This window comes from Mesotoga infera, from assembly GCF_900157305.1.
Taxonomy (GTDB): Bacteria; Thermotogota; Thermotogae; order Petrotogales; family Kosmotogaceae; genus Mesotoga; species Mesotoga infera.
This window is the reverse complement of the sequence record NZ_LS974202.1, coordinates 2,694,871-2,719,040: the sequence shown is the minus strand read 5'-3', so window position 1 is coordinate 2,719,040 and position 24,170 is coordinate 2,694,871. Positions and strand designations below refer to the sequence as shown.

Below are 24,170 nucleotides of genomic sequence, written 5' to 3'. Positions count from 1 at the left end.
AACTCATCACCCCATCAAATAGGAACAGCCCCAGACCCAACCGGGGTAGAGGCTGTTCCTTTGACTGATTGCTTTGGATCAATAGTAGTAAGCTAGAGCCCTGTTTGCTTCTGTAACGAAACCATCGAGGGCTTCCTTAACAGTTTTTGTCAGTCCAAAGGCACCTTGCATAGCGCTTGTGAAGAATTTGGAAATTTCTGACCACGGGAAACTCTGCGATCCAAAGAACTCCATACCGGTTTCGTCCATAATTCTAGCAAAGGTCTGTGTCTGATCGTTGAGGTATTCATCACTCTTGAAGAGCTGTGCGTTCACCGATTTTCTCGCTGTCAGATAAAGAAGGCTCTCGAGAAGCGCCGTGTTCTCTTTGTTGGTGAGGAACTTTGCAAACTCCATCACTTTCTCCTTCTTGGCTGCATCTTTCTGCTTGAATACCACAAAGCCACTCGCAGAAGCGTAAGATACACCTTTCTTTCCTTCTACATGTGGGAAAGGAGCGATGACCGGATAGAACTGTTCGGCAAGCTGGCCGGACTTGACATATCTTGTTATTCTACCGATTTCATAAGGACCTCCAAAACCTATGCTGGTTTTGTGGGAGTGGAAGTTACCTATTACATCGTAAACACCCATCGCCTCGACACCTTTGGGAGCCACGCCATGAACTTCAACCAGATCTACCAGGAACTGCAGACCATCGATGGCTTCCTGGGAATTGAATATGACTTTCGTTTCGTCTTCATTGATTAGCTTTGCGCCGAAAGCGTAGATGAAGTTCATCAGATTGTGGGTATCCTGGGCACCGAAACTTATAGCATAGTGGTCAATATTGCCATCACCGTCGGAATCCCATGTGAGCTTCTTGGCAATTTCTACGAACTCCTCCATTGTCCAGCCTTCTTCGACTATCTTCTTCCAGTCGATTCCAGCCTTCTCGAAATCTGGAGTGTACAGAAGCATCGATGTACCCATTCCATTTGTGCCGAGATTCCATGGCCAGATATAGTGCTTTCCGTTAACATATCCGCTTTCCAGTGCCAGCTCGTAGAAATCGTCGATATCTTCCTGAGTGAGATAGTCGTCGATTGGCTCGAGAAGTCCTGCACCTACCCATCTGTTATCCCAGACGGGTCCCTTGAAGATATCCGGCTGAGTTCCAGTCGCTATTGCGGCAGCCATCTTCTGTGCGTACTCAGTGTTGCCTACAACTACGTACTTGATTTCTACATCAGGATGGAGCCTCATGAACTCCTCTGCGGCCCACTTCGGGAAGTCCTCTTCTGTTGCTGCTTTGTCGGCTGGGAACCCGGGAGGTGCTATTCTCCAGGGATTGATCCACCACGTTATGGTGATTTTCGCCATCGCGCCGATAGGAATAACCAGAATCAGCAAAACAAGTAGAATTACAGTGAGTCTTCTCATTCTTTTCACCCCTTTCGATTTTTACTCAAAGATACTCTTTGAGCCTTTCTTCCAGAGCGGAAGGTTCTGTGAAATGAAATGATACAATACCCAGATTTCTCGCTGCCAGAACATTTTTCAAAGTGTCGTCGGCGAAAAAAGCCTCCTCAGGCGTGCAGTTCTCGGCATAAAGGATATGACGGTAAAACTCTGAATCGGGTTTAGCCAGACCCATGATGTGGGAGGCGTAAACTTCGTCAAACAAGACATAATCGTTTCGTTCTTTATGTATCCTGTAGTGGGGGTCAATTGTGTTCGTCCCGGCTACCACCCTGTACCGGGTTTTTAATTTTTCTATGATCTTGATCGTGCCTTCGATCGGAACAGGATTAAAGAAGATCGACCAGATATTGGAAGGTACTTCTTTACCTATCTTTGAAGACAGACGAAGGGCAAAGTCCTCTTCGGTCATCCCGCCCGTTTGGAGGGCCTTGATGCTTTCATGGCCTGCGAGTTCTATGAACCTTTCCTGGGGAATATCGAGATAATCGCATATTTGGGGAACCACACTGGTATTTGCGGCAACAACACCGCCAACATCGAAGATAAAGAGTCTCAACTCGGCCTCCAAACAATGTATTTACAAATATACATTAACTACAACAGGTTAAGTAAATTGAACCCGAAAATCCCATCTGAAACAACCCATAAAATCAGGATATCAAAGTGTACTTTAATATAATACCTTTTGTCAGTACCCAAAATCAAGAGAAATCGAAGGGAACTTTTGGTCAGAAATCGTTGATATTCAGCAATCGATAAGTATAATCTACCCAGGAGAGCCTGGAAGGCATCTAATTTGCCGTAAATAAAAAATGGCTCTCTATATCGACATCTCTGATGAAACTCATTAAGGTGGTGAATGCATTTGAATCCTCTGATTTACAACCTGGGAAGGTGTGACCTCTTTGCCGGTATCCCGGTGGGTCAGCTTGAAGATATTTTTTCAAAGGTAAAACACAGGATCCGTAGATTCCTGCCGGGAGAACTCATAGAGGAACAGGGGAGTAGCTGCGAGGAAATGCTTGTGCTCCTTTTGGGTGAAGTAAAGGCACAGATGCAGGACTTCTCGGGTAAGGTCGTTCAGATTGAGAGAATCAAGGCCCCTTCGATTCTGGCCTCAGGTTTCATCTTCGCCAAAGACAGAAAGTTACCGGTCGATATAGTTGCCATAGATCACGTCACAATACTCTATATGGAGAAGACCGGAATTATTTCTATATGTGGAAACAACGAGAGATTCCTGGTTAATCTCCTAGGCGATATGGGCAACAGACTCACCACTCTGGCCGAAAAAGTGTGGTTGCTATCCCTGAACACTATAAGCCAGAAACTGGCGCATTTTCTTTTAAAAAAAGCCTCTGAAAACGGTCCGGAGTTCGAACTTAAGATAACAAGAGAAGAACTGGCCGACGCTTTCGGTGTTGCAAGGCCTTCGTTGTCCAGAGTTTTCGGGGAGTTCACATCCGAAGGAATCATCGGCCAAGACGGGAAAAAGATAAGGGTACTCGACGAGGACGCTCTGAAAAGAATCGTGGGAGAACCGGCAGACCTTTGAAGAACCGATTTCTTCCGGTCTTTTCGTCTATTGGTTTTATAATTGTCTGTACTGACTGGATTCATGAGAGAATCTATTTTGAAAGCATCTTGAAGGGGGAGTGATCTTTTGGTAGTGGTGACGGCCGCAATCGCCCAGAGAAACGGTATGGTTCTGATAGCCAGGAGGCTCAATAAGGGAAGGCTACCCGGGAAATGGGAATTTCCCGGTGGCAAAGCTGAAACCGGCGAGGGTCTGGAGCAGTGTTTGAAACGTGAAATAAAAGAAGAACTCGGTGTCGAGATTAACATTCAGGGTCACTTCGGCACCTCAATTTACGAATACCCGTTTGGAAAAATTAGGCTTGAGGCTTTCAGTGTTGAATTTATCTCGGAGGAGTTCGATTTGAAAGATCATTCGGAAGTTCGCTGGATCTGCGTTCAGGAGCTGGGTAGTTACGATTTATCTCCCGCCGATCTCCCCTTCGTAGAAAGCTTGAAAGACTCTCATAGATAAACGTTTCAACGTCAGCATATTTTCATCATCCATATCGGCGTCACGAAAAAAAGCCGCCATCCGGCGGCTCAATAATCGGGATTTTCTAGGGGGGTTTCAACATGCCTGACCATGCACGTTGATGACTAGGGTTCTTTTTGCTATCTCCTGTCTTTTCAGTGACCTTTTACTCTTGGGGGTAGCAAGGGTTCTTACTGTCTTCTCGTTCTTCTTGATATAATTCTACCCAATTTACTCGTTTTTGTCAATATATAAGAGGTATTTTGTCGGGTATAAATGTAAAAAATCTGTTACGGAGAGAATTGAGAAAATTAAAGGCCGCAATAGAAAAGAGTTTTAAGCAATATATAAGAACTCATTACTCAATAATTTGGCTTATTTGCCTGCTCTCATACCTCTTATCCATACTCGATTGACACCTTGAAAAGCTTCCGGTCTTTTGAGATACCGACCAAAAGGAGTCCATTTATAGAGTACTTGCCACTCTTCAACATGGTTCAATTCTCAAAGTCAAAAACCACCAAACACACTGCTCTCCATTATTCCTAAATTGGATAAAAATGTGATAGATTGGGCATATCCCCACTTCTTTGTGAAAAAGGAGTAGATATGGAGAGAATCGTTGTTTCTGCCGTACAGTTTGCAATCGAACCGATGAACGTCGAAAAGAACCTTTCGATAGCCCATTACTGGATAACGAAGACCAAAGAGTTCTCCAACGCAAATCTGGTGGTACTACCTGAGAGTTTCACTACCGGGTTTACTCCTATTGGTGGTGTCAAAGACCTCTGGAAGGCAGTTTCCACAATTCCCGGTCCGATAATTGATAGGGCCGTTCAATGGGCCAGTGAACTGGATATGTATATATGCTTTCCAACTTACGAGAGGGGTGAGGTCTTTCCGGTTATCTATAACAGCGCCGCACTGATAGGCCCAGATGGTCTGCTGGGTGTTTATAGAAAGACCCATCCCTTTCCATCGGAACGACTGGAGGCAGGCGGATGGACCACACCAGGCAGGGAGCCCTTCTCAGTTGAGACTCCGATAGGCAACATAGGTATGGTGATCTGTTATGACGGAGATTTCCCCGAACTTGCGAGAATTACGACCCTGAAGGGAGCTGAGATAATATGCAGACCATCGGCTTTTCTGCGAACGTTCGATCAGTGGGAACTTACCAACAGGGCGCGTGCCTACGATAATCACGTTTACTGGATAGGTACCAATTCTGTCGGAAGAGATGCCAGCGGGGCATATTTCTTCGGCTGCTCGATGATCGTTCACCCTTCAGGTATGAAACTCTCTCAGGCCGGGGGTTGTGACGAGTTCATCCATGCCGAACTGGACCCCGATCCAATAAAAAAGATCATTCCCGGCTCGAACAGAGACCAGATATTCGACCATATTCAAGACAGGAACACAGAGGCCTACACCGGAATTCTCGAAGAGGGTAAATCAGCCTTCGAACCGGCAAAGCGCATTCCATTCAGGAGGAGATGAAATTGCCCAAGCCACTCGAAGGATTGTTCGTACTCGACCTAACCAGAGTCCTCGCGGGGCCATTTTGCACGATGTTGCTCTGCGATATGGGAGCGGCCGTGGTGAAGGTCGAACGGCCAGACGGCGGAGACGATTCCCGCACTTTCAGTCCCATGATAAACGGTGAAAGCGCATATTTCATGAGTATCAACAGGGGAAAGAAGAGTATAACGTTGAACCTGAAAGCTCCCGAGGGGAAGGTGCTCTTCAAACGACTCGTTGAAAAGGCCGATGTGTTGGTGGAGAATTTCAAACCAGGCGTGATGAAGAAGCTCGGGTTTTCCTACGAAAGACTCAAGGAGCTTAACTCTTCGCTTATATACACGGCATTATCAGGTTTTGGACATTCCGGACCGATGAGTCAGAGGACGGCTTACGATCTGATAATACAGGGATTGAGCGGAATAATGAGCATAACGGGTCCGGATAGAGACCACCCTACGAAGACCGGGAGTTCTATTGCCGACATATTTTGTGGAACCTTCGCCTGTATCGGTATTCTAGCGGCTCTCCACAACAGGCAAAAAAATGGTGAAGGACAGATGGTGGATGTCGCGATGCTGGACAGCATGGTTGCCGTTCTCGAGAATGCTATCGCGAGGTTTTCGGCAACTGGAAGGATACCAGAACCTATCGGCAATAGTCATCCGTCGATCGCACCCTTCGCTTCGTTCGCGACACTTGATGGTCAGATAAACATCGCAATCGGAAACGACAGTATATGGCAAAAATTCTGCATGGCGATAGAGCGGCCGGAGTTGTGCGAAGATCCGAGGTTTTCCACCAATCCAGAGCGTGTGAGAAATATAATCGAACTCACAAAGATAATCTCTGTCACTCTTTCTGGGAAAACCACCAGAGATTGGCTCGATCTCTTCCAGGAACTCGATATACCGTCCGGTCGTATAAACAACATCGCTGATCTCTTCACCGATCCACAAGTACTTGCGCGTGAAATGATCGTGGACGTTCCCCAGAAGGGGTTCAACGTAAAGATGCCCGGCGTACCCATAAAGTTCTCGGCAACGCCAGCGGGAATCTGTGGACCGGCTCCATCGCTTGGAGAAAACAATGGAGAAATATATCAGGAACTACTTGGTTTGAGTCTCCAAGAGTTAGAGGAGTATAAAAAAAGAGGGGTCATATGATCACTCTGTACCCATTTGAACGAAGTTCCGATTGGCAGAAAATTGAGTCAGTCGTGAAGGTCCACAGCATCTATTCTAAGGTTATCAATTTTGAAGGAGATGATAACAGGAGGTATTCTCTGATCACCAGGGAAGTGGATTATCTGCCAAGAGCATCTCTCATAGAGGCGCTTCCTGTTTTGCGCACCGGGGAAAGCGTAAGAGTCTCTCAGGAACTTTCCAGTGTGGGTTTTGACCCTTCGATCAATCCAGTTTCGGAGCCTGCCAATCTCCTCTGGCAACCTCTCTGGAGTGAGTGGAGACGTTTTTTGCTTGATGACCGGTTCGAGTGTTTGCTGGATCAGCTGGAGAATCCCGAAAGAATGATAGGCCTCGGTCCGGGAACGACACCTGCTGGCGACGACTTTGTCACCGGCCTTATAACGGCATTCAGATGGACGGGGGTAGAGGTGGGCGAACGGTTTTTTAAGGCGCTGGAGAAAAACGGAACGACTTGGTTTTCAACTCAGATGATAAGAGATGCTTTGAATGGATATATCTGGAAGAGAGGCTATAAACTCTGCCAGGCACTAGTTGGCAGTTCAGCGTCTGAGTTCCTATCGGCGGTCGGGAGTATTCTCCAATGGGGGCATCTCTCCGGCAGGGCCTGGCTCGCAGGGTTTTCTACTGGACTTGAAGGGATTTCGTGAGTGAGAGTAGATAGATGAGAGAATGGAGGTCGATCTCTTGAAAAGAGTAGAGATTATTAAGGGTGAATATTACGACAGTGTGACTCTCATGCTCGTGGCAAAGGAGCTTAAGAAGATCGAAGGCGTTACCGAAGCCACGTTGAATATGGCGACGGAGGCGAATTTGCATGTCATGAAAGCCGCGGGTTTCGAGGTGGAGAGTGTAAATGCCTCTCCGGACGATCTGATAATTGGAATTGACTGTCCTGGAAAGCTGTACGACAGACTTATGGAGATGGCCAGATCCTATCTCTCCTCGCTGCCGTGGAAGGATAGTGAAGAGCCTGGCGAATATACGCCCAAGACACTAGAAGGAGCGCTATCTGTGCTTCCGGGAGCCAATGTCGCACTGATTTCCCTGCCAGGAAGATACGCTGCGGCAGAAGCGATGAAAGCCCTGAAGAGAGGTTTGAATGTAATGCTCTACTCCGACAATGTTTCGCTGGAAGAGGAGATCGAGCTGAAGAGGTACGCCTCCCGGAACGAACTGATAGTGATGGGTCCGGATTGCGGAACAGTGGTCATAAACGGTCAAGGGCTGGGCTTCTCCAATGTCTGCCCGGTGGGCCCGGTCGGTATAGTCTCTGCATCCGGTACGGGATTGCAGGAAGTAATGGTCCAGCTTGCCAGGCGTGGAATAGGTGTGAAACATGGTCTAGGAACGGGTGGCAGAGATATTAAGTCGGCCGTGGGCGGTATCTCTTCGCTGACTGCGGTAGAGGCTCTAGCGAACGATCCCGAAATCTCCGTAATGGTGTTTATAAGCAAACCACCCTCGCCCGAAGTGAGGGAGAAGATTGTCCAGGCACTGAGAAGCAGCGGAAAGCCTTCGGTTACGTGTTTCATGGGAGAATCACCACGCGAGGATGAACCAAAGTTGAAATACGCTACCGGTCTTGAGGAGTGCGCAACTCTAGCGGCGGCTCTCCTGGGTGGAAAAGACGTGATAAAAGCCAGAGAGGATTTGATAAATGAGTATTTGAAAATCGAAGTCCTGGGACGGAAGAGCGAAGCTTCCGGACGGTTCCTGCGAGGTCTCTTCACGGGCGGTACTCTCTGCTATGAGGCCGAAAGCATAGCCAGGAGATATCTCGAATCGGTTTACGGAAATAACCCGCTAGAGATCGGAATGAAGTTACCCGATAGTCTTAAGCCTATTAAAAACAGTTTCATAGACTACGGTGAAGATGAATTCACTCAGGGTAAACTCCACCCTATGATCGATCCTTCCTTCCGATCCGGGCAGCTCAGGATACAATCAGAGGATCCTTCAGTCGCGGTAGTTCTCTTCGATGTTGTTCTCGGCTACGGCAGCGCACCGGATCCTTCAGCCGATGTGGTAAGTGCGATAAAAAGCCTTGAGAGGAAGAAAGGACCTCTTTACGTCGCCTACGTATGTGGAACGTCGGGCGACCCCCAGAATCTGGAGAGACAGACCGGAATTCTTAAGGAAGCCGGCGTTCATGTATTCGAAAGCAACGCGAAAGCGGCGATTTTCGCAGCGGCGGCTACGGAGGGGAGAGAACGGAAATGAGTCTGAAAAAACTGCTGAAAGACGTTCCAAAAGTAATAAACATTGGAATTGAGCAATTCTATATCGATCTTAAAGCCCGTGAAGTACCTACCGTCTGGGTCGATTGGAAGCCTCCATTGGCCGACAAAGAACTGCTCGGGAAATTGAAGAAGCTGAGAGGTGGTAACTTTGTTTGATATCGAAAAGGCCAATCAGATAGCATTTGAAAGACTCCAAAAAGCCGAGCCACATATAGTGGATCTCGGTATAGCCTGTGAAGTGATTCCCGGAATAGAGAAGAACACCATACTACATGCCGGACCGCCGATAGAACTGGAAAGGATGTCGGGGCCTATGATGGGGGCCATGATAGGAGCAGTCATCTACGAAGGCTGGGCAGACACACCCCAAAAGGCCGCAGAGTACTTGAAAGAAAACAATGTGGTGTTCGATCCATGTCACCATCACGGTGCAGTTGGACCGATGGCGGGAATAATATCACCCGGAATGCCCGTATGGATTGTAGAGGACCGCTCAAGCGGCAAAAGGAGCTACGCTACCCTCAATGAAGGACTGGGAAAAGTCCTCAGAATGGGCGCCTTTGACGAAGAGGTAATCGAAAGGCTTCGCTGGATGAGAGAGATCCTTTTCCCCGTGCTAAAGGCAGGCGTGGAACATTATGTGAATGATAACGGAGGAATCAATCTTAAAAGCCTTATCTCCCAGGCCCTTCATATGGGCGACGAACTTCATAACAGAAACCGGGCTGCTACCTCCTTGTTAATCCGAACGCTCGCGCCTTATCTTGTGGAATCCTCCACCGACAACACCTCTCTGGCGAAAGTGATGCGTTTCATGGCCGGCAACGATCATTTCTTTCTCAATCCCGGTATGGCTGCAGCCAAGGTTTCGCTGGACAGCATCGGTTTCGTCGAGGGTTCTACGATGGTAACCGTTATGGCGAGAAACGGAACGGATTTCGGGATACAAATAGCCGGTCTAGAAAGGCGATGGTTCACCTGCCAGGCAGCTCTACCTGACGTTTTGCTTTTCCCGGGATTCACCAGGGCCGACGTAAACAGGGATATAGGTGACAGCGCGATAATGGAAACCTACGGAGTCGGGGGGTTCGCACTGGCGGCCGCGCCCGCTATCGTCCAGTTCGTCGGCGGTACGCCTCAGGATGCTATCAACTACACAAGAGAGATGTATGAGATCTGCCTTGGTGAGAACAGGAACTTCACGATTCCCTCTCTCAATTTTAGGGGAACGCCAACGGGTATAGATCTAATAAAAGTTGTGGAGACCGGTATCACACCTGTTCTCGACACCGGAGCCGCCCATCGCGAAGCCGGCAAGGGACAAGTTGGCGCCGGCATAGTAAGAATGCCTTCCAAGGCCTTTGTGTCGGCCGCAAATGCTTTTACCGACAGGTATTTATAAAGGAGGAAAACCGCTAATGGAATTAAAAAACTGGGAGAAAATCAGAATCTACGAACTCTCACAACCTATCAGCCACCTGACGCCTCCATGGCCTACCTACGAACCTTTGCAGATTAAGTTTTTCAAAAGGCTCGCGCCAAATGGTGCCAATGGTCAGCTTCTTACGCACTCAAACCATGTGGGAACACACCTGGATGGATCGCTCCATTTCTGTACTCACGGTCGGGATATTGCGAGCATACCGCTCAACGAACTCGTTGCCCCTGGAGTTATCGTAGATCTCTCCGATATAGCGGAGGATTACGGGATATATACCTCCAAAGATATCGAGGACCGGGTCGAGGTGAGGGAAGGAGATATATTGATCATCAACACGGGATACCATAGATACGCCTTCGATCAACCGGAAGCCGACGAAGTGCGCTATATGATTAAGCATCCCGGTCCAACGAGAGAGTTTGCCGATTGGTGCAGAAAGAAGAAGTTGAAGTGGATTGGCGTCGATTGCGGTTCGGCTGATCATCCGATGAACACAAAGATTAGAGACTGGATGCCCGTTCAAGCTAAAGAATGTGACGTCTTTTTCCGTAAAAAATACGGCAAGGCTCTTGATGAGATCTTCCCACCGGACGATTACCAGTTGATGCACGTACTTCTCTTCCCCTACGATATAATACATGCCGAAAACGTCGGCGGAGAAATCGACCAGATACTCAACAGGAGAATGATAATTGGTTGTTTTCCCTGGAGATTCGTGGGTGGAGAGTCATGCATAAGTAGAATAGTAGCTTTCGACGAAGAGGAATAAATTTTAATTGAAAGCGTGGCGATAACGATGCGAGATTTCATTCTAGAACGGCCGCAATCCATCCCCGAAGCTTTGGGTATCCTGAAAAAAGCTGGAGGAAGGGCCATGGTGAAGAGCGGCGGAACGGATTTGATTGTCTGGCTCCATAAATCGCTTGTTAATCCCGACTATGTGATCGATCTAACGAAGATAGAACAGCTTAAGGGAATTGAGATATCGAAGGAATGTATAGAGATAAAAGCTCTTGCAACACTGAACGAGGTGGCTTCTCACCCTTCTGTTAAAGAGCGATTGCCGGCGCTTTTACAGGCCTGTTTGGCCCATTCCGATCCTCTGATCAGAAACAGGGCCACGGTCGTCGGCAACGTGTGCTCGGCCATTCCGTCGGGAGACTTAATAGCTCCCCTGCTCTGTTACGGGGCGGTTGTTGAGATTGCCGGCACTTCGGGTAATAGAACGCTCAGAATCGACGATTTCATAACCGGCCCTAAGCAGATGGCTCTCGCTGTCGATGAAATAGTAACGGCGATCAAGATCGCTTTGCCCGAGGGGAAATCGGCCGGATGTTACCTCAAGATCGGTCGTCGTGAAGCCCTGGACATAGCACAGGCGGCAGTTTGTTGTACGGCTTTTGAAAAAGTCACCAGGGAGTTCAGAATCTCATTCTGTGCTGTCTCGCCACGCCCTGTCAGAGCCATTGAGGCAGAAAGGCTACTCAACGGCACGACTAAAATGGATAGTGACATTGTCGATAGAGCGGTGAAGCTGGCCATGGAGGCTGTCAATCCCATTACAGATGTTAGGGCCAGCAGAGAGTACCGCCTGGCGATGGTAGAAGAACTCACGCGCAGAGCTATAAAAAGCTGTGTAGAGCAGCTGGAAGGGGGAGGGCCAACATGAGAGAAAGAAAAATACAGCTCACTCTGAACGGTCGGCCCGTTTTCCTCGTGGCCGGCGACAACACCACCCTTCTCAACGCCCTCAGGGAGCACGGCATCACAAGCTTAAAGAGGGGTTGTGAAGAGGGAGAGTGCGGTGCCTGCACCGTAATCATGAACAGCCTACCAGAGAAATCCTGTCTCATCCTGGCGGCCGAAGCAGAAGGGGCAGATATCCTCACCGTCGAAGGACTGATAAAAGATGGGAGACTTCATCCCATACAACAATCTTTCATAGACGAAGGAGCTATACAGTGCGGTTACTGCACCCCAGGAATGATTATGACAACCTATGCTCTACTGCTGAAGAATCCCTCTCCAATCGAAGAAGAGATAAAAGAGGCGCTTTCGGGCAACCTCTGCAGGTGTACAGGTTACCTCTCGATCGTCAGAGCCATAAAGAAGAGCGCCCGGATCATGGCAGGTAGAAGCGAAGGGGGCGAGTGATATGAAGAATATAAAAACCAGTACCGGCGTTGGAAAATGGTTGCCGAGAAAGTTCGATCTTGAGAAGGCGGCAGGTACTCTTCAGTTCACCGACGATCTAAGATTCGGACCGGAGCTTCTTCATGCTGCCGTCGTTCGCTCATCCATTCCACATGGCGAGATACTATCGATCGATACCACTAAGGCCCTCGAAATGCCCGGAGTCGTAAGAGTTATAGTCGGCGAGGATTTTCCCCACCATTTCGGTCTCTATCTCAAGGATCGAACACCGATGGCTATCGGCAGAACGAGATACTGCGGAGAGCCGGTGGCACTGGTAGTGGCCGAAAACGAAAATACTGCACGGGAAGCAGTGAAGCGTGTCAGGGTAGATTACAAAAAGCTAGAAGCTATCTTCGATCCGGTGAAGGCAGCCACGACCAACACCGTTCTCGTACATCCAGAACTTCACAAATATGAACACGTGGATTTCATAACACCCCAACCCAATACGAACATAGGCAACTGGTTCAGGATAAGAAAGGGCGACGTCGAAAAGGCCTTTGAGGAAGCAGACCATATCTTCGAAGAGACCGTAACCTGTCCGCAGATAGCCCACGGCTTTCTCGAAACGCTGTGCTCGATCTGCAAACAAGACCCCGCATCCGGCGAGATAACGATCTGGACATCGGCCCAGTCGGCCTTTACCGTCAGGGATATAATCGCGAAAGGCATCGGCTATCCTCTCCATAAAATAAGAGTCATAGCTCCTCCGATAGGCGGAGGTTTTGGCGGAAAGGCCGGAATGACGATCGAAGCTCTCTGTCTTGCGGCTGCCATGGATAAGGAGATAGCGGGAAGACCGGTCAAGCTCTTCATACCCAGAGAAGAAGTGCTTCTCACATCATGGGTCCGACAGGGCTTCGTGGCCAAAATCGAACTCGCAGTTAATAATGACGGCCTGATACAGGCAATCCGCAATACCTTCTGGTTCGACACTGGTATTTCAGCCGAGTACGGCGCCAACCCCGTCAGGAGTGCCGGCTATACATCAATGGGAGCATACAACATACCAAACGTCTGGTCCGACTGCTACGCAGTTTACACCAACAAACCCTTCGGGGGCGCTTATAGGGGATTCGGCCTTCCCGAACTCATGAGCGCACTCGAGGTCGTGATAGATATCGCCGCCGACAAGTTGCACATCGATCCGGTGGAGTTCAGGAAGAAAAACCTTCTAAAGAAAGGCCAGACTACATGTACAGGCATGCCTATGCACGATCACGCACTCGACAAAATCATCGACAGAGTTGCCGCTAAACTGAAGATTTCAGAGAAAGAGCCGCCCGTAAGGGAAGGTTGGAAGAGGGGAAAGGGGATAGCCCTCGCGATAAAGGCCCCTGCTATTCCGGCGGACGCTTCCTCTTCGGCCATAGTGAAATTGAACGGAGATGGAACGGTCGAAGTCCTCGCGGCGACTATGGATATGGGACAGGGAACTTACAGCGCTTATGCGCAGATCGTCTCGGAAGAACTCGGCGTACCGTACGACTGGATAAAGGTTTACTACCCCGACACCCAGAGCCATCCCTATGATTGGCAAACGGTTGCTAGCCGTTCCTGTTGGTCCATGGGAATGGCGGTGAAGCGTGCAGCGTGCGATGTGAGAGAAAAACTCATAGCGTTATTTTCCGAATACTGGCAGGTTTCAGAGGACAGTATAAGTATTGAATACGGAGTTGTGAAATGCAGAAAACTTGGGAAGAGTGAAAGAATCGATGAAAGAGTCCAGAACGGTTTCAAAATGCCCGACGGTGTTTTAAAAGGTGGTCCAATTATAGGTACTGGTTCATTTACGCCTCCAGACATAATCTATCCCGACACCGATACCGGCCAATCGGCCAAGAGCGTGGTACACTTCACGCTCGGAGCTATCGGTGTGGATATGGAAGTCGATCCTGGAACCGGAAAGATAGCAATAAACAGAGCGGTTGCAGGTTACGATGTGGGAAAGGCGATAACCCCGATCAATGTACGCGGCCAGATAGAAGGTGGAACTGTGCAGGGGCTTTCGGCCTGCCTTATGGAAGCCATGGCCTACGATGAAAATGGAAAATTGTTAACCCCCGATTTTACCGATTATAAAATAGCGACTTTCAAGGATGCGCCTGCCGAGATAGAAGCCTTCTGGGAAGAGACACCTGAAGAGCTCTCTCCATACGGTAACCGTGGAGTCGGGGAGCATTCAATGATCGCGCCGGCCCCCGCCACAAACAACGCCCTTTTCAACGCCACCGGCATAAGGATACACAGTTACCCGCTTAGCAGGGAAAGGGTTTTCAAAGCCCTGCGCGCGAAGGAAAGGGGAGAGACAGATTTTTGGGAGTGGCCTTACGCGCTCGACCTGGCTTTCAGAAAGGCGAAAAAAGAATGGTGAGCATTAGGCCTTCTTAGAAGCATCTCAACGGCTGGCTACAGATGATTTCCTATGTGGGCCTATTATCATCTATTCGGAGGTGTTCCGTGAAATATGACGATGGCAGGTTCACAGAAAATCTCGAAGAAATAGCTTCGAAGGTCGATAGATCCAAAATCTCTCTGGAAGATGCAGTAAAGGCTCTGAAGAGATTTGAACTCGTTGAGGACGATTTCTCAGCCCTCGAGTATCTCACGGGTGAGATAACGAACGCTTCCAGGTTGTTCGAGATTGGAAGATCCCACAACGCCCATATCAGAGTTCTTGCATTCATTCGTCTGGGCGAGATTCTCCCTGCTGAAGGACTTTCCAAATTCATCATTAATCCTGAATCGGAAAGGCTTGCAGTAACTGCTCTCCTGCGCGGAATGGCGAGAAGTGGCAGAACACTTCCGGTCGAAACCCTCGACGTCCTCTTCGGAACGAACCTCGAAATGGATGAGTTGCTACTGGAAACCGTTGAGTTTAAAGAACGCAAAACCAATTCCTCCTTCTTGCTCGAATCGTCCATGTTGAAAGGTGATGATCTCGAGTTTGCGGGAGATCTGGAAGAGGAACTCATGAAAGGGGGAAATAGAGGGGCTCTGGCACTGGATTACCTCGATTCTCGCAACGCAAACTGGTCGGAATATCTAAAGCGTTCCAGCCTTTCCGATCCTCTTCTCTCGATGAAAGCCATACTCAAAGCGGTCAGACGGGGGATCATTCCGGAGTTCCTTTCGAAATGCCGGTTCAATTGGGCGAACGGACTTTACCATTCTCTAGAAAAGTTAAAAGGCGTTTACACTGCCGTCGGATCGCTGGTCCAGTTCTCTTTTCATGGAGATCCTTTCAAATCCGGTCGGGGCTCCAGTGGCGGAATCGGGACTTTTCTCAGAACTCTTGGGAACGAACTTGCCGGTGTTTTGGATAGCGTTATTACAGTTATCCCCGTCGAAGAAACAGAGCTGGATGAACATTTCAAGCTAGATAGGGTCGAGAAAGACGGCCACTTGTTCATCTACTTTCCGCTTTATGGTTATCAGAAACTTAAAGCCGCTCACTTCAGCGGTTATCAATGGCCGCTAGCTTCGACGATGGACGACATTCTTTCGATAGCTGGAATCTCTCCAGCATATTTTCATATGAGATTTTCGGATTACGCTTCGCTGTCTATGATGAAACTTGCAAAACTCAGAGGAATAAAGACTCACTTCACATTAACGGCCGATCCTCAAAGAAGGTTTTCCGGTGGTGGAGGGGCTCTGCTTGAAGCCGGAATCGATAGAGTTATGGAAGACACTTCTCGGGTCCAGATCTCCTGGAGAATGCTGAGAGAGTGTGATAGTTTGATAGGAATCGGAGCAAGCCGGAACGAACATCAGCTGATTTCTTACTATCCGCCGCTGATAAGAGAGAATCTACGCTGTAAGTTGAACATGGTGCCGGAAGGAATATCCTTAAGAGATGAATGTCCATCCGAAATGCGCCAGAGATATATTGGATACGATTCGCTGTTCGAGATGGAGAGAAAGTACCACATCGACCGCAATAGAAAAAATCTGCCCATTATTTTCACGGTGGGGAGAATGGATCCGCTAAAAGGGCAGTTTAAACTTCTTAAAGCCTGGGGAGAATCCCCGCTCTTCAACAGATACAACCTCGTCATCGTGGGAGGTAGTATAGAAAACCCCGATGAAATTGAGGCCGGAGAACTGAGAAAAATTGAGGAGTACATTCGTAAATCCCCCTTGATTTCAGCGGGGTTCTGTCATCTCCCGGCTATGGAAAACGATTACGTGCGCTGTCTCGAAAACGATATTGCGATCTCTCAAAGTCCACGACCACCGGTTTATGTAGCGCCCTCTTACAAGGAGGAGTTCGGCATAGCGATTCTTGAAGCCATGTCCGCCGGTTTTTTGGCGATAGCCCCACGCAGAGGTGGCGTGAAAGAGTATATAAAGCACGGTTTGAATGGATTCCTCATCGATACCACCTCTGAAGAAACCCTCGGAAGGGACCTGGTCAAAATACTTCTGGACAAAGACCTATCACTGCGTAAAATGAAAATGATTGCCGAAAACGGCAGCAGGACTGTGTATAGAAGGTATTCGATTTCGGTTGTCGCGAGAATGTTTGCCGATATCTATAAATCATACCAACAATCACCCGATGAAAAGAAGTAGGAGAAATGGGGTTAGATAATCAGGAGTGTTCAATTCGTAACCTCAACTCCTAGTTCTTTTGAAAAGCAAAACCTCACACAATTATTTTGTGTGAGGTTAAGCCAACAAATTCCGTATTCGTTCCAAAGCAACGTCTAGGCTAGATGGATGTTTAGTCATGATGGTGGAGGCGGCGAGAGTCGAACTCGCGTCCGAAACCAAGTTCCCTGCAGGGTCTCCGAGCGCAGCCAGTGATCATCGTCAACGGCCAAGACTACACTGGCAGAGTCCGACCATCCGAGCTCCTGAATGTCCCCGAACCTTCGGAGCTAAGGCACAGGTTAAGTTCGATTTTCTGACGCTCATCTCGACCCATCGAACCACAAAGCCGATAGAGCGGCTACTTACTAATTATTAAGCAGCAAGAGCAAATTCATTGTTGGCATTTCTATTTGTCCGGTTTTTTAACGCGGCTCCGGAACCTCGACTCGCTCCTGCAGGTGCGTTGACCCCGTCGAAACCGTTTCGCCCCCAATTTTTTATTATATCATCCGGAACCTTTGTTGTCACGTATTCCGTACCTTTCGATCTTATAGTATAGATTCCTGATACTTATTCCCAGTTCTTTGGCTGTCGCAGTCTTGTTCCAGTCGTTTTTATCCAGCGCGGCAACGATGACTCGCTTTTCGTAGTCACTCATCATCTTCTCGAGATCGCCCTCCGGCAGTAAATCGCGTCTTTCCGATACGACAGAGAGTCCCTGAAGGTGTGATGTTTTGATTGTGTGCTCGTCTGGCTCCATGTTGATGATGGCTCTGCCTATGACGTTTTCCAGCTCCCTTACGTTTCCGGGCCAATCATGCTTTTGAAGCAAATTCAATGCAGCCGGTTCGATTCTTTCAACCATTCTGCCATACTCCTGGTTGAGGCGCATTATTATTGTATGTACTATTTCGGGTATGTCTTCGAGATGATTTTTGAGCGCTGGGATTACGATAGGCACCACGTTGAGCCGGTAGTATAAGTCTGAGAGGAACCTCCCCTCTTCCACCAGTTTGTCGAGCTCTAAGTTAGTCGCTGCGATTATCCGAACGTCTAGCTTCACTGATTTGTTTCCGCCGACAGGCTTGATTTCGTGGTCCTGAAGAAACCTTAAAAACTTCGACTGCACCGAGAGGTTCATCTTTCCAACTTCATCGAGGAAGACCGTTCCACCGTTAGCTTCCTGAAGCAACCCCTTCTTGCCCCCGCGTATGGCACCGGTGAAGGCTCCCTCAACATAACCGAACAGTTCCGACTCGAGCAGGGTTTCGGGAAGGGCTGCACAATTGACGCTGATAAAATTTGCGTCGCGTCTGTCGCTGGAGTTGTGTATGGCATGTGCGAAGAGTTCCTTTCCGGTTCCGCTCTGCCCGTTCAGTAGTACGGTGGCGCGCGTTCTGGATACTTTGCGGGCCTGTTCTTTCGCAATTTTCATGAGCGGTGAGGAGCCGGCGATATCATCGAAGGTGTATTTGGCTTTTACGTATCTCAGAAGTCGTCTTGCATCTTCGAGTTCCTTTGCGAGTCGTTCAATTTCCGATATATCATGGATTACTCCAACGCTGCCTTTGAATTTTCCTTTGACAAGAAGCGGAGTTACGTTCACTATGACGTCCTTTTTCCCCGGCCCGACTTTTAATTTCGCGTTGAAGACGGGTTCTCTGATCCTCGCCACTTCCATGTGTAGTGACGACCCTTCTGCAATGTCGACAGTGGCCATCTTTCCTATGACGTATTCTGCGCTCATGCCTGTGATTCTAGTATAAGCCTTGTTGACCAGCACAATTTTGCCCTTTTCATCGGCGACAGATATCGCATCGTAGGTGGCATCGATAATGCCGGTCAAAAGAGACTCCATCTCTTTGTGGTTGATGACCTCCTCGGCCATCTTTTCCACGTTCGTCATGTCGCGAAAGATGGCCATAGCGGCATAGACTTTTCCGCTCTCGTCCATAAGAGGGAAGCGGGAGGTTACGATAGTTTTGTCCCCCAGATACTGAATCCTGTTTATTTCGGGAGTGCCGCTCTGGAGAACGATATGTAATCTGGTATTGGGTATGGTATCGATTATGAGGCGGTTTTCTGCCCTGTCTCTGGTGAGTCCGACTATTTTCAAAGCCTCTTCATTTATGAAAATGATCTTACCAGTGGCATCGATGACTATTATGCCTTCCATCAGAAAGTTGAGTATTCTATCAAAGAGATCCCGGTTCACGATCGCTCCTGTTTTCCGGCCCATGCCCGGCTTCTCTTTGAAGGGTGTAAAGGCTATAAAGCTTCTTGAATTGGTTTATCGAAAGTTCCTCGGCCCTTACCGAGGTATCTATTCCACAGGAGAGGAGAAGTTCATCGGGCGAGTCAATCAAGGACTTGAGGTTATTGGTTAGCTTCTTCCTTCTCTGAGAAAAGCAATGCCTAATAAAAGCCCTGTAACCGTCTCTATCGGGCAACTCTTCAAGCCTTTCCAGGAGTCGAAGCTCTATGACCGTAGAATCCACTTCTGGATGGGGTATAAACTCGCTTCTTGAAACCTGGAAAAGCTCCCTGACCGTGGCGAAGGTATTCACGTTTACTGTGAGAACGCCGTATTCTTTGGTCCCGGCTGACGCAGTCAGTCTTTCTGCATACTCCTTCTGCACCATGAGCAACGCACTTGAAAAACGCGGGCCTTCGAACATGATCCTTTCGATTATTGGTGAGGTTATGTAGTAAGGAATGTTCGCGACATAAGCTACATAGTCGGGAATAGAACCGAGATCGGCCTTCAAGAAATCTTCGTATATCAGTTTGCAGGCGGGTCCTTCTAGCTTGTGATTGACTTCAACGAATCTTCTGTCCAGTTCGAAACCTACAACGGCGAAGCCGCGTTCTAGAAGGACTCTGGTCAATATTCCCGAACCTACGCCTATTTCTATGACGGTAGAACCAACTGGTAGGTCTATGAATTCGGCCATTTTCCTGGCGATCCTGTCATTTTTCAGAAAATTCTGTCCCAAAGCCGTGTTGAGTCTGATATTCACGCTATCTTTGGCCAAGTAACCTCCTCCAGTCCTGTTCAATCTGTTCAAAATGTATGCCCAGAAGGAAAAACCCGTCATGAAGACGGGCTGCCTTTTTAATGGCGGAGAGAGTGGGATTTGAACCCACGGACGAGTTTTGCTCGTCATACGCTCTCCAGGCGTACGCCTTCGACCGCTCGGCCATCTCTCCAACACAGACAATTATATAGACCGTAGTTAAAGTTGTCAACGCAATTGTGTGGTAAACTAAAGGATAGGTATAGAAATGTTGATTATCGGGGGCGAAAAGATGAAGAAACTCTTCGGTACAGACGGTATCAGGGGGGTTATAAACGAAGAATTGACTGCAGAACTCGCAATGAAGCTTGGAAACGCCATAGGGAGATACTATCTCGGAAAATATAGGAACTTTATCATTGCCAAAGACACCAGGAGCTCGGGCGATCTTTTAGAAAACGCACTGGCCGCGGGAGCCGCTTCAGCAGGCATGAACGTCGACTTTGCTGGCGTTATGCCGACACCTTCGCTGGCGTATATAACCAGGAAATTGGACACTATCGGAGCGGTTATCTCGGCTTCCCACAATCCGGCAGTTTACAATGGTATAAAAGTACTGGCCAAAGGGATGAAAATCTCTGATGAAGACGAGGTCGAGATCGAAAATCTCATAGTGAACAAACCCTTCCATTATACCGTTTATTCAGGTGTTGGGAAGACACGCACAGTCACATCTTATCGTGAGGAGTACATAGATTACATCATAAAGATCTTCACAGGCCAGAAATTCCCCGATAATGAGCTCGTTCTCGACGGGGCGAACGGCGCAATCACTACGGTCGTCGAACCTGTCTATAATGAACTCGGCATAGAAGCCCGATTCATCTGTATGGAGCCCAACGGCATAAACATCAACGATGGGTGTGGCTCACTTCACCCGGAGTTCATTGGAGCGGCTCTCGGGGAAAGAGAGGTCGGAATACTCTTCGATGGCGATGCCGACAGATGCCTTTTCGTTCTTCAGGGTTCGCGTGTTGTGGACGGCGATATGCTAATGGCCCTCAATTCGAGAAAAATGGTCAGGCAGGGTAGATTGAAGGGCAACCGCGTCGTTGCGACAGTGATGTCCAACCTCGGTTTCGAGAAGTATCTCTCCGGCAGAGGAATCGGTCTGGAGAGAACAAAGGTCGGCGATAAATACGTTCTTGAGAGAATGCTACAGACCGGCGGTGTTCTGGGCGGAGAGCAGTCCGGACACATCATATTCCTGGACAGAAGTACTACCGGAGACGGTCTGATAACTTCACTGGAAACGTTAAATACTCTGAGTGAGCTCGGTGAAACTCTAGAGGACTTCCTTAAGGAGTTCCCGGTGTTTCCCCAGCTGCTCAAGAACGTGCCTGTTTCCGATAAAAAAGGCGTCATGGAGTGTGAAAAGCTTAAGACAAGACTCTGCGAACTCGAATGCAAGAGCGATCTGCGTATAGTATTACGTCCATCGGGCACCGAACCGTATGTGAGAGTGATGGTCGAAGGCGTCGATTCGCACGAAGTGGAGGAGACCTGTCAAGAGCTCGTTGAGCTCGTCGAGGAGTGCAGCAATGGATAGATACATATCTGTCAAGGGGGCCAGAGTCCACAATCTGAAGAACGTGAACGTCGAAATACCCAAAAACTCGTTAACGATCATAACCGGCCTTTCCGGTTCTGGCAAATCTTCACTCGCACTGGATACCATTTACGCCGAAGGTCAGAGACGGTATTTAGAATCGCTTTCAACCTACGCTAGACAGTTTCTGGGTGAACTGAAAAGACCCGATGTAGAGAGCATCGAAGGGCTTTCGCCTGCAATAGCCATAGAACAGAAGACCGTCAGTCACAACCCAAGATCCACTGTCGGAACGGTAACGGAGATCCACGATCATTTGAGAATTCTTTACGCGCGTGTCGGCGTGCCACATTGTCCTTCATGCGGAAGAACAGTTCAGCGACAGAGTCTCGACGAGATAGTGGAGGGTATCTTCAAAGAGTTCTCCGAAGGTTCTAGAATAGCCATATACTCACCGATTTGCAAGGAGAAGAAAGGCGAATTCAAGAAGGAGTTGGAGAATCTCAGAAAGAAGGGTTACGTGCGCGTGGAGATCGACGATCATATCTACGATCTCGAAGAGGATTTAAAACTAGACAAGAACAAGAGACACACAATAAGCCTGGTGATCGACAGGTTGAAAGTCGAGAGAGAGAACGCCTCGAGAATCGCCGACAGCGTAGAGATGGCACTCCACGAAGGGAACGGATTCGTGGAGGTGGGTTTGATAGAAACAGAGGAGAGAAAGATCTTCAGCGAGAACTTTGCCTGCCCGGTCTGTGGGATAAGCCTTCCTGAGATAAGCCCCAAAATCTTCTCCTTCAACAATCCTTTTGGTGCCTGTCCTAGATGTCATGGCCTGGGGTATACAATGGAATTCTCCAGGGATCTAGTCGTCAACGAAGATCTGAGCGTACTAAAAGGTGCCTTCAAAGCTATCTCTGGGTCACAGGACAGTTTCACCATGAAGATGTTGATCAGGGTTATCGAATCGCTCGGGGATTCTCCAGATAAACCTTTCAAAGATTTGCGAGAAGACGTGAAAAATGCCCTGCTCTTTGGCACAACCGATGACATAACCATGAAGTACAAATCGGAAAGACTGACCTACGAATTGAAAAGGCCTTACGAAGGTGTTATCAACAACCTCAAGAGGCGATACCAGGAAACCCAGTCCGAAGAAATGCGCTACTGGATGGAGAGCAGTTTCATGGTTCAGCAAACCTGCACTCAGTGCAACGGGCAGCGGCTGCGCCCCGAGGCTCTGGCCGTTACACTCAAGGACAGGAATATCGCATCAATTTCCGATATGACGATCCAGGAGCTCTTCGATTTTGTGCAGGAAATACACCTCAGCGAACACCAGTTCGAGATAGTCGGCGAACTCATGGGCGAGATCGAGAAGAGATTGAAGTTTCTGATAGATGTCGGTTTAGATTATATTACGCTCTCAAGATACGCGATGACGCTATCCGGCGGGGAGTCCCAAAGAATAAGGTTGGCCACGCAGATTGGCTCGGGTCTCACCGGAGTTACCTACGTACTGGACGAACCGACCATCGGTCTCCATTCCCGAGACAACGATAGACTTATCAAAACTCTCAAGAACCTGCGCGACCTGGGAAACACGGTGATAGTAGTCGAACATGACGAAGAAGTTATAAGAAGTTCCGATTACATTGTGGATGTGGGGCCGGGAGCGGGTGTTCACGGCGGAGAGATAGTATATCAGGGCCCTACGCAGAGACTCATCGAAGATCCTCCTGAAAGATCTCTGACGGGAAGGTATCTAAAAGGTGAGTGTTCAGTCCCGAGGCTTGAAGTCGCCGGCAACGGCGATCGCGGCTGGTTGACAGTAAGGGGAGCATCGCGCAACAATCTGAAAAACATAGACGTCGCCTTTCCCCTGGGTAGGTTCATAACTGTTACGGGGGTCTCCGGCAGTGGCAAGAGTTCACTGGTGATGGACACGGTTTACCCCTCTTTAAAAAACCGTCTGGGCAACTCCAAAACCCCGATAGATACCGGAGCCAGCCTCGAAGGCTGGGAAGCGATCGACAGCGTAATAGTTATAGACCAAAGCCCCATAGGTAGAACGCCGAGATCCAACCCGGCTACCTATACCGGTCTCTTCGATTTCGTTAGGGATCTATTCGCTAAAACGCAAGAGGCAAGAGCGAGAGGCTACTCGAAAGGGCGGTTCTCCTTCAATGTTAAAGGAGGAAGGTGTGAAGCCTGCCAGGGACATGGAATGATAAAGATCGAGATGCAGTTCCTGCCGGATGTTTACGTGGAGTGCGATGTCTGTAAAGGCCGTCGCTACAATAAAGAGACCATGGAGATAAAATATAGGGGTAGATCGATCTCGGATGTTTTGAACATGACTGTGGAAGAGGCCACTTCTTTTTTCGAAAGAATACCGGTTCTCAACAGGATACTGGAGCTGCTCAACGATGTCGGACTGGGTTATATAAGGCTTGGCCAGCCAGCGACCACGCTTTCTGGAGGAGAGGCACAGAGAATAAAACTGGCTTCGGAATTGAAGAAAAAATCTACCGGCAGTACCTTCTACATTCTCGACGAGCCCACCACAGGACTTCACTTTGACGATGTGTCAAAACTGGTGAAAGTCCTCAAGAGGCTGGTCGAACTCGGAAACACCGTGGTTGTGGTGGAACACAACATGGACGTTATAAAGAACGCCGATTATATAATAGACCTCGGACCGGAAGGAGGAGCCAGAGGGGGAGAGGTCGTGATCTCGGGGACGCCCGAGGAAGTGGCCGAGACGAGGTTCAGCCATACCGGCTATTATTTGAGAAAGTTGTTGAACCCCGTCAGGTGAT

The 24,170-nt window shown here is 48.7% G+C and carries 19 protein-coding genes, 1 tRNA gene and 1 other RNA gene; 15 read left to right on the top strand and 6 right to left on the bottom strand.

The genetic code is table 11. The annotated features are described in order from the left end of the window. Positions 1-78: 78 nt before the first annotated feature. The gene (locus MESINF_RS12380; RefSeq protein WP_169700275.1) at positions 79-1,422 is read right to left on the bottom strand and encodes an ABC transporter substrate-binding protein; all 1,344 of its coding nucleotides are present in this window, start codon (positions 1,420-1,422) and stop codon (positions 79-81) included. A gap of 25 nt (positions 1,423-1,447) precedes the next feature. Next, positions 1,448-2,020, bottom strand: coding sequence for an HAD-IA family hydrolase (locus tag MESINF_RS12375; RefSeq protein WP_169700274.1), 573 nt, complete (start codon positions 2,018-2,020; stop codon positions 1,448-1,450). A gap of 309 nt (positions 2,021-2,329) precedes the next feature. Between MESINF_RS12375 and MESINF_RS12370 the strand changes: the two genes are divergently transcribed. The 13 genes from MESINF_RS12370 (at position 2,330) to MESINF_RS12310 (ending at position 16,698) form a co-directional block, all read left to right on the top strand. After that, the gene (locus tag MESINF_RS12370; protein ID WP_169700272.1) at positions 2,330-3,019 is read left to right on the top strand and encodes a Crp/Fnr family transcriptional regulator; all 690 of its coding nucleotides are present in this window, start codon (positions 2,330-2,332) and stop codon (positions 3,017-3,019) included. A 114-nt stretch (positions 3,020-3,133) separates the two neighbouring features. Further along, positions 3,134-3,514 (top strand): (deoxy)nucleoside triphosphate pyrophosphohydrolase, encoded by a 381-nt coding sequence (locus tag MESINF_RS12365; protein ID WP_231936924.1) that lies wholly within the window; start codon positions 3,134-3,136, stop codon positions 3,512-3,514. 609 nt (positions 3,515-4,123) lie between these two features. Next, positions 4,124-5,014, top strand: a complete 891-nt coding sequence (locus MESINF_RS12360) for a carbon-nitrogen hydrolase family protein (protein ID WP_169700268.1) — start codon at positions 4,124-4,126, stop codon at positions 5,012-5,014. Then, the gene (locus MESINF_RS12355) at positions 5,011-6,201 is read left to right on the top strand and encodes a CaiB/BaiF CoA transferase family protein (RefSeq protein WP_169700266.1); all 1,191 of its coding nucleotides are present in this window, start codon (positions 5,011-5,013) and stop codon (positions 6,199-6,201) included. The genes MESINF_RS12360 and MESINF_RS12355 overlap by 4 nt, the downstream gene beginning before the upstream one ends. Further along, positions 6,198-6,890 carry a DUF2877 domain-containing protein gene (locus tag MESINF_RS12350; RefSeq protein ID WP_169700264.1) on the top strand — a complete coding sequence of 231 codons (693 nt, stop codon included), beginning with the start codon at positions 6,198-6,200 and terminating at the stop codon, positions 6,888-6,890. Before MESINF_RS12355 ends, MESINF_RS12350 begins: the two co-directional genes overlap by 4 nt. Positions 6,891-6,927: 37 nt before the next feature. Continuing rightward, a complete protein-coding gene (gene fdrA, locus MESINF_RS12345; protein ID WP_169700262.1) occupies positions 6,928-8,463 on the top strand; it encodes an acyl-CoA synthetase FdrA in 1,536 nt (511 codons plus the stop codon). After that, positions 8,460-8,639 (top strand): hypothetical protein, encoded by a 180-nt coding sequence (locus MESINF_RS12340; RefSeq protein ID WP_169700261.1) that lies wholly within the window; start codon positions 8,460-8,462, stop codon positions 8,637-8,639. Before fdrA ends, MESINF_RS12340 begins: the two co-directional genes overlap by 4 nt. Beyond that, positions 8,623-9,885, top strand: a complete 1,263-nt coding sequence (locus MESINF_RS12335; RefSeq protein ID WP_169700259.1) for a YlbE family protein — start codon at positions 8,623-8,625, stop codon at positions 9,883-9,885. The genes MESINF_RS12340 and MESINF_RS12335 overlap by 17 nt, the downstream gene beginning before the upstream one ends. Positions 9,886-9,901: 16 nt before the next feature. Then, positions 9,902-10,693 carry a cyclase family protein gene (locus tag MESINF_RS12330; protein ID WP_169700256.1) on the top strand — a complete coding sequence of 264 codons (792 nt, stop codon included), beginning with the start codon at positions 9,902-9,904 and terminating at the stop codon, positions 10,691-10,693. 27 nt (positions 10,694-10,720) lie between these two features. Beyond that, positions 10,721-11,593, top strand: a complete 873-nt coding sequence (locus MESINF_RS12325; RefSeq protein ID WP_169700254.1) for an FAD binding domain-containing protein — start codon at positions 10,721-10,723, stop codon at positions 11,591-11,593. Continuing rightward, positions 11,590-12,078 carry a (2Fe-2S)-binding protein gene (locus MESINF_RS12320; RefSeq protein WP_169700252.1) on the top strand — a complete coding sequence of 163 codons (489 nt, stop codon included), beginning with the start codon at positions 11,590-11,592 and terminating at the stop codon, positions 12,076-12,078. Before MESINF_RS12325 ends, MESINF_RS12320 begins: the two co-directional genes overlap by 4 nt. Before the next feature lies 1 nt (position 12,079). After that, positions 12,080-14,494, top strand: coding sequence for a xanthine dehydrogenase family protein molybdopterin-binding subunit (locus MESINF_RS12315; RefSeq protein WP_169700250.1), 2,415 nt, complete (start codon positions 12,080-12,082; stop codon positions 14,492-14,494). 86 nt (positions 14,495-14,580) lie between these two features. Continuing rightward, positions 14,581-16,698 (top strand): glycosyltransferase family 4 protein, encoded by a 2,118-nt coding sequence (locus MESINF_RS12310; RefSeq protein WP_169700248.1) that lies wholly within the window; start codon positions 14,581-14,583, stop codon positions 16,696-16,698. Positions 16,699-16,859: 161 nt separating this feature from the next. On the opposite strand, the gene ssrA is transcribed toward MESINF_RS12310, so the two are convergent. The 4 genes from ssrA to MESINF_RS12290 form a co-directional block, all read right to left on the bottom strand. Then, positions 16,860-17,210: a transfer-messenger RNA gene (gene ssrA / locus MESINF_RS12305) on the bottom strand. Between the two features lie 14 nt (positions 17,211-17,224). Continuing rightward, positions 17,225-18,958 (bottom strand): sigma-54 interaction domain-containing protein, encoded by a 1,734-nt coding sequence (locus tag MESINF_RS12300; RefSeq protein WP_231936767.1) that lies wholly within the window; start codon positions 18,956-18,958, stop codon positions 17,225-17,227. Beyond that, the gene (rsmA, locus tag MESINF_RS12295; protein ID WP_169700246.1) at positions 18,915-19,754 is read right to left on the bottom strand and encodes a 16S rRNA (adenine(1518)-N(6)/adenine(1519)-N(6))-dimethyltransferase RsmA; all 840 of its coding nucleotides are present in this window, start codon (positions 19,752-19,754) and stop codon (positions 18,915-18,917) included. The genes MESINF_RS12300 and rsmA overlap by 44 nt, the downstream gene beginning before the upstream one ends. Positions 19,755-19,838: 84 nt before the next feature. Then, a tRNA-Ser gene (locus tag MESINF_RS12290) sits at positions 19,839-19,929 on the bottom strand. Positions 19,930-20,028: 99 nt separating this feature from the next. Between MESINF_RS12290 and glmM the strand changes: the two genes are divergently transcribed. Together glmM and uvrA are read left to right on the top strand one after the other, a co-directional pair. After that, complete coding sequence (gene glmM, locus MESINF_RS12285; RefSeq protein ID WP_169700243.1) at positions 20,029-21,345, top strand: phosphoglucosamine mutase; 1,317 nt, start codon at positions 20,029-20,031, stop codon at positions 21,343-21,345. Next, a complete protein-coding gene (gene uvrA, locus MESINF_RS12280; protein ID WP_169700241.1) occupies positions 21,338-24,169 on the top strand; it encodes an excinuclease ABC subunit UvrA in 2,832 nt (943 codons plus the stop codon). The genes glmM and uvrA overlap by 8 nt, the downstream gene beginning before the upstream one ends. The last annotated feature ends 1 nt before the right edge of the window (position 24,170 follow it).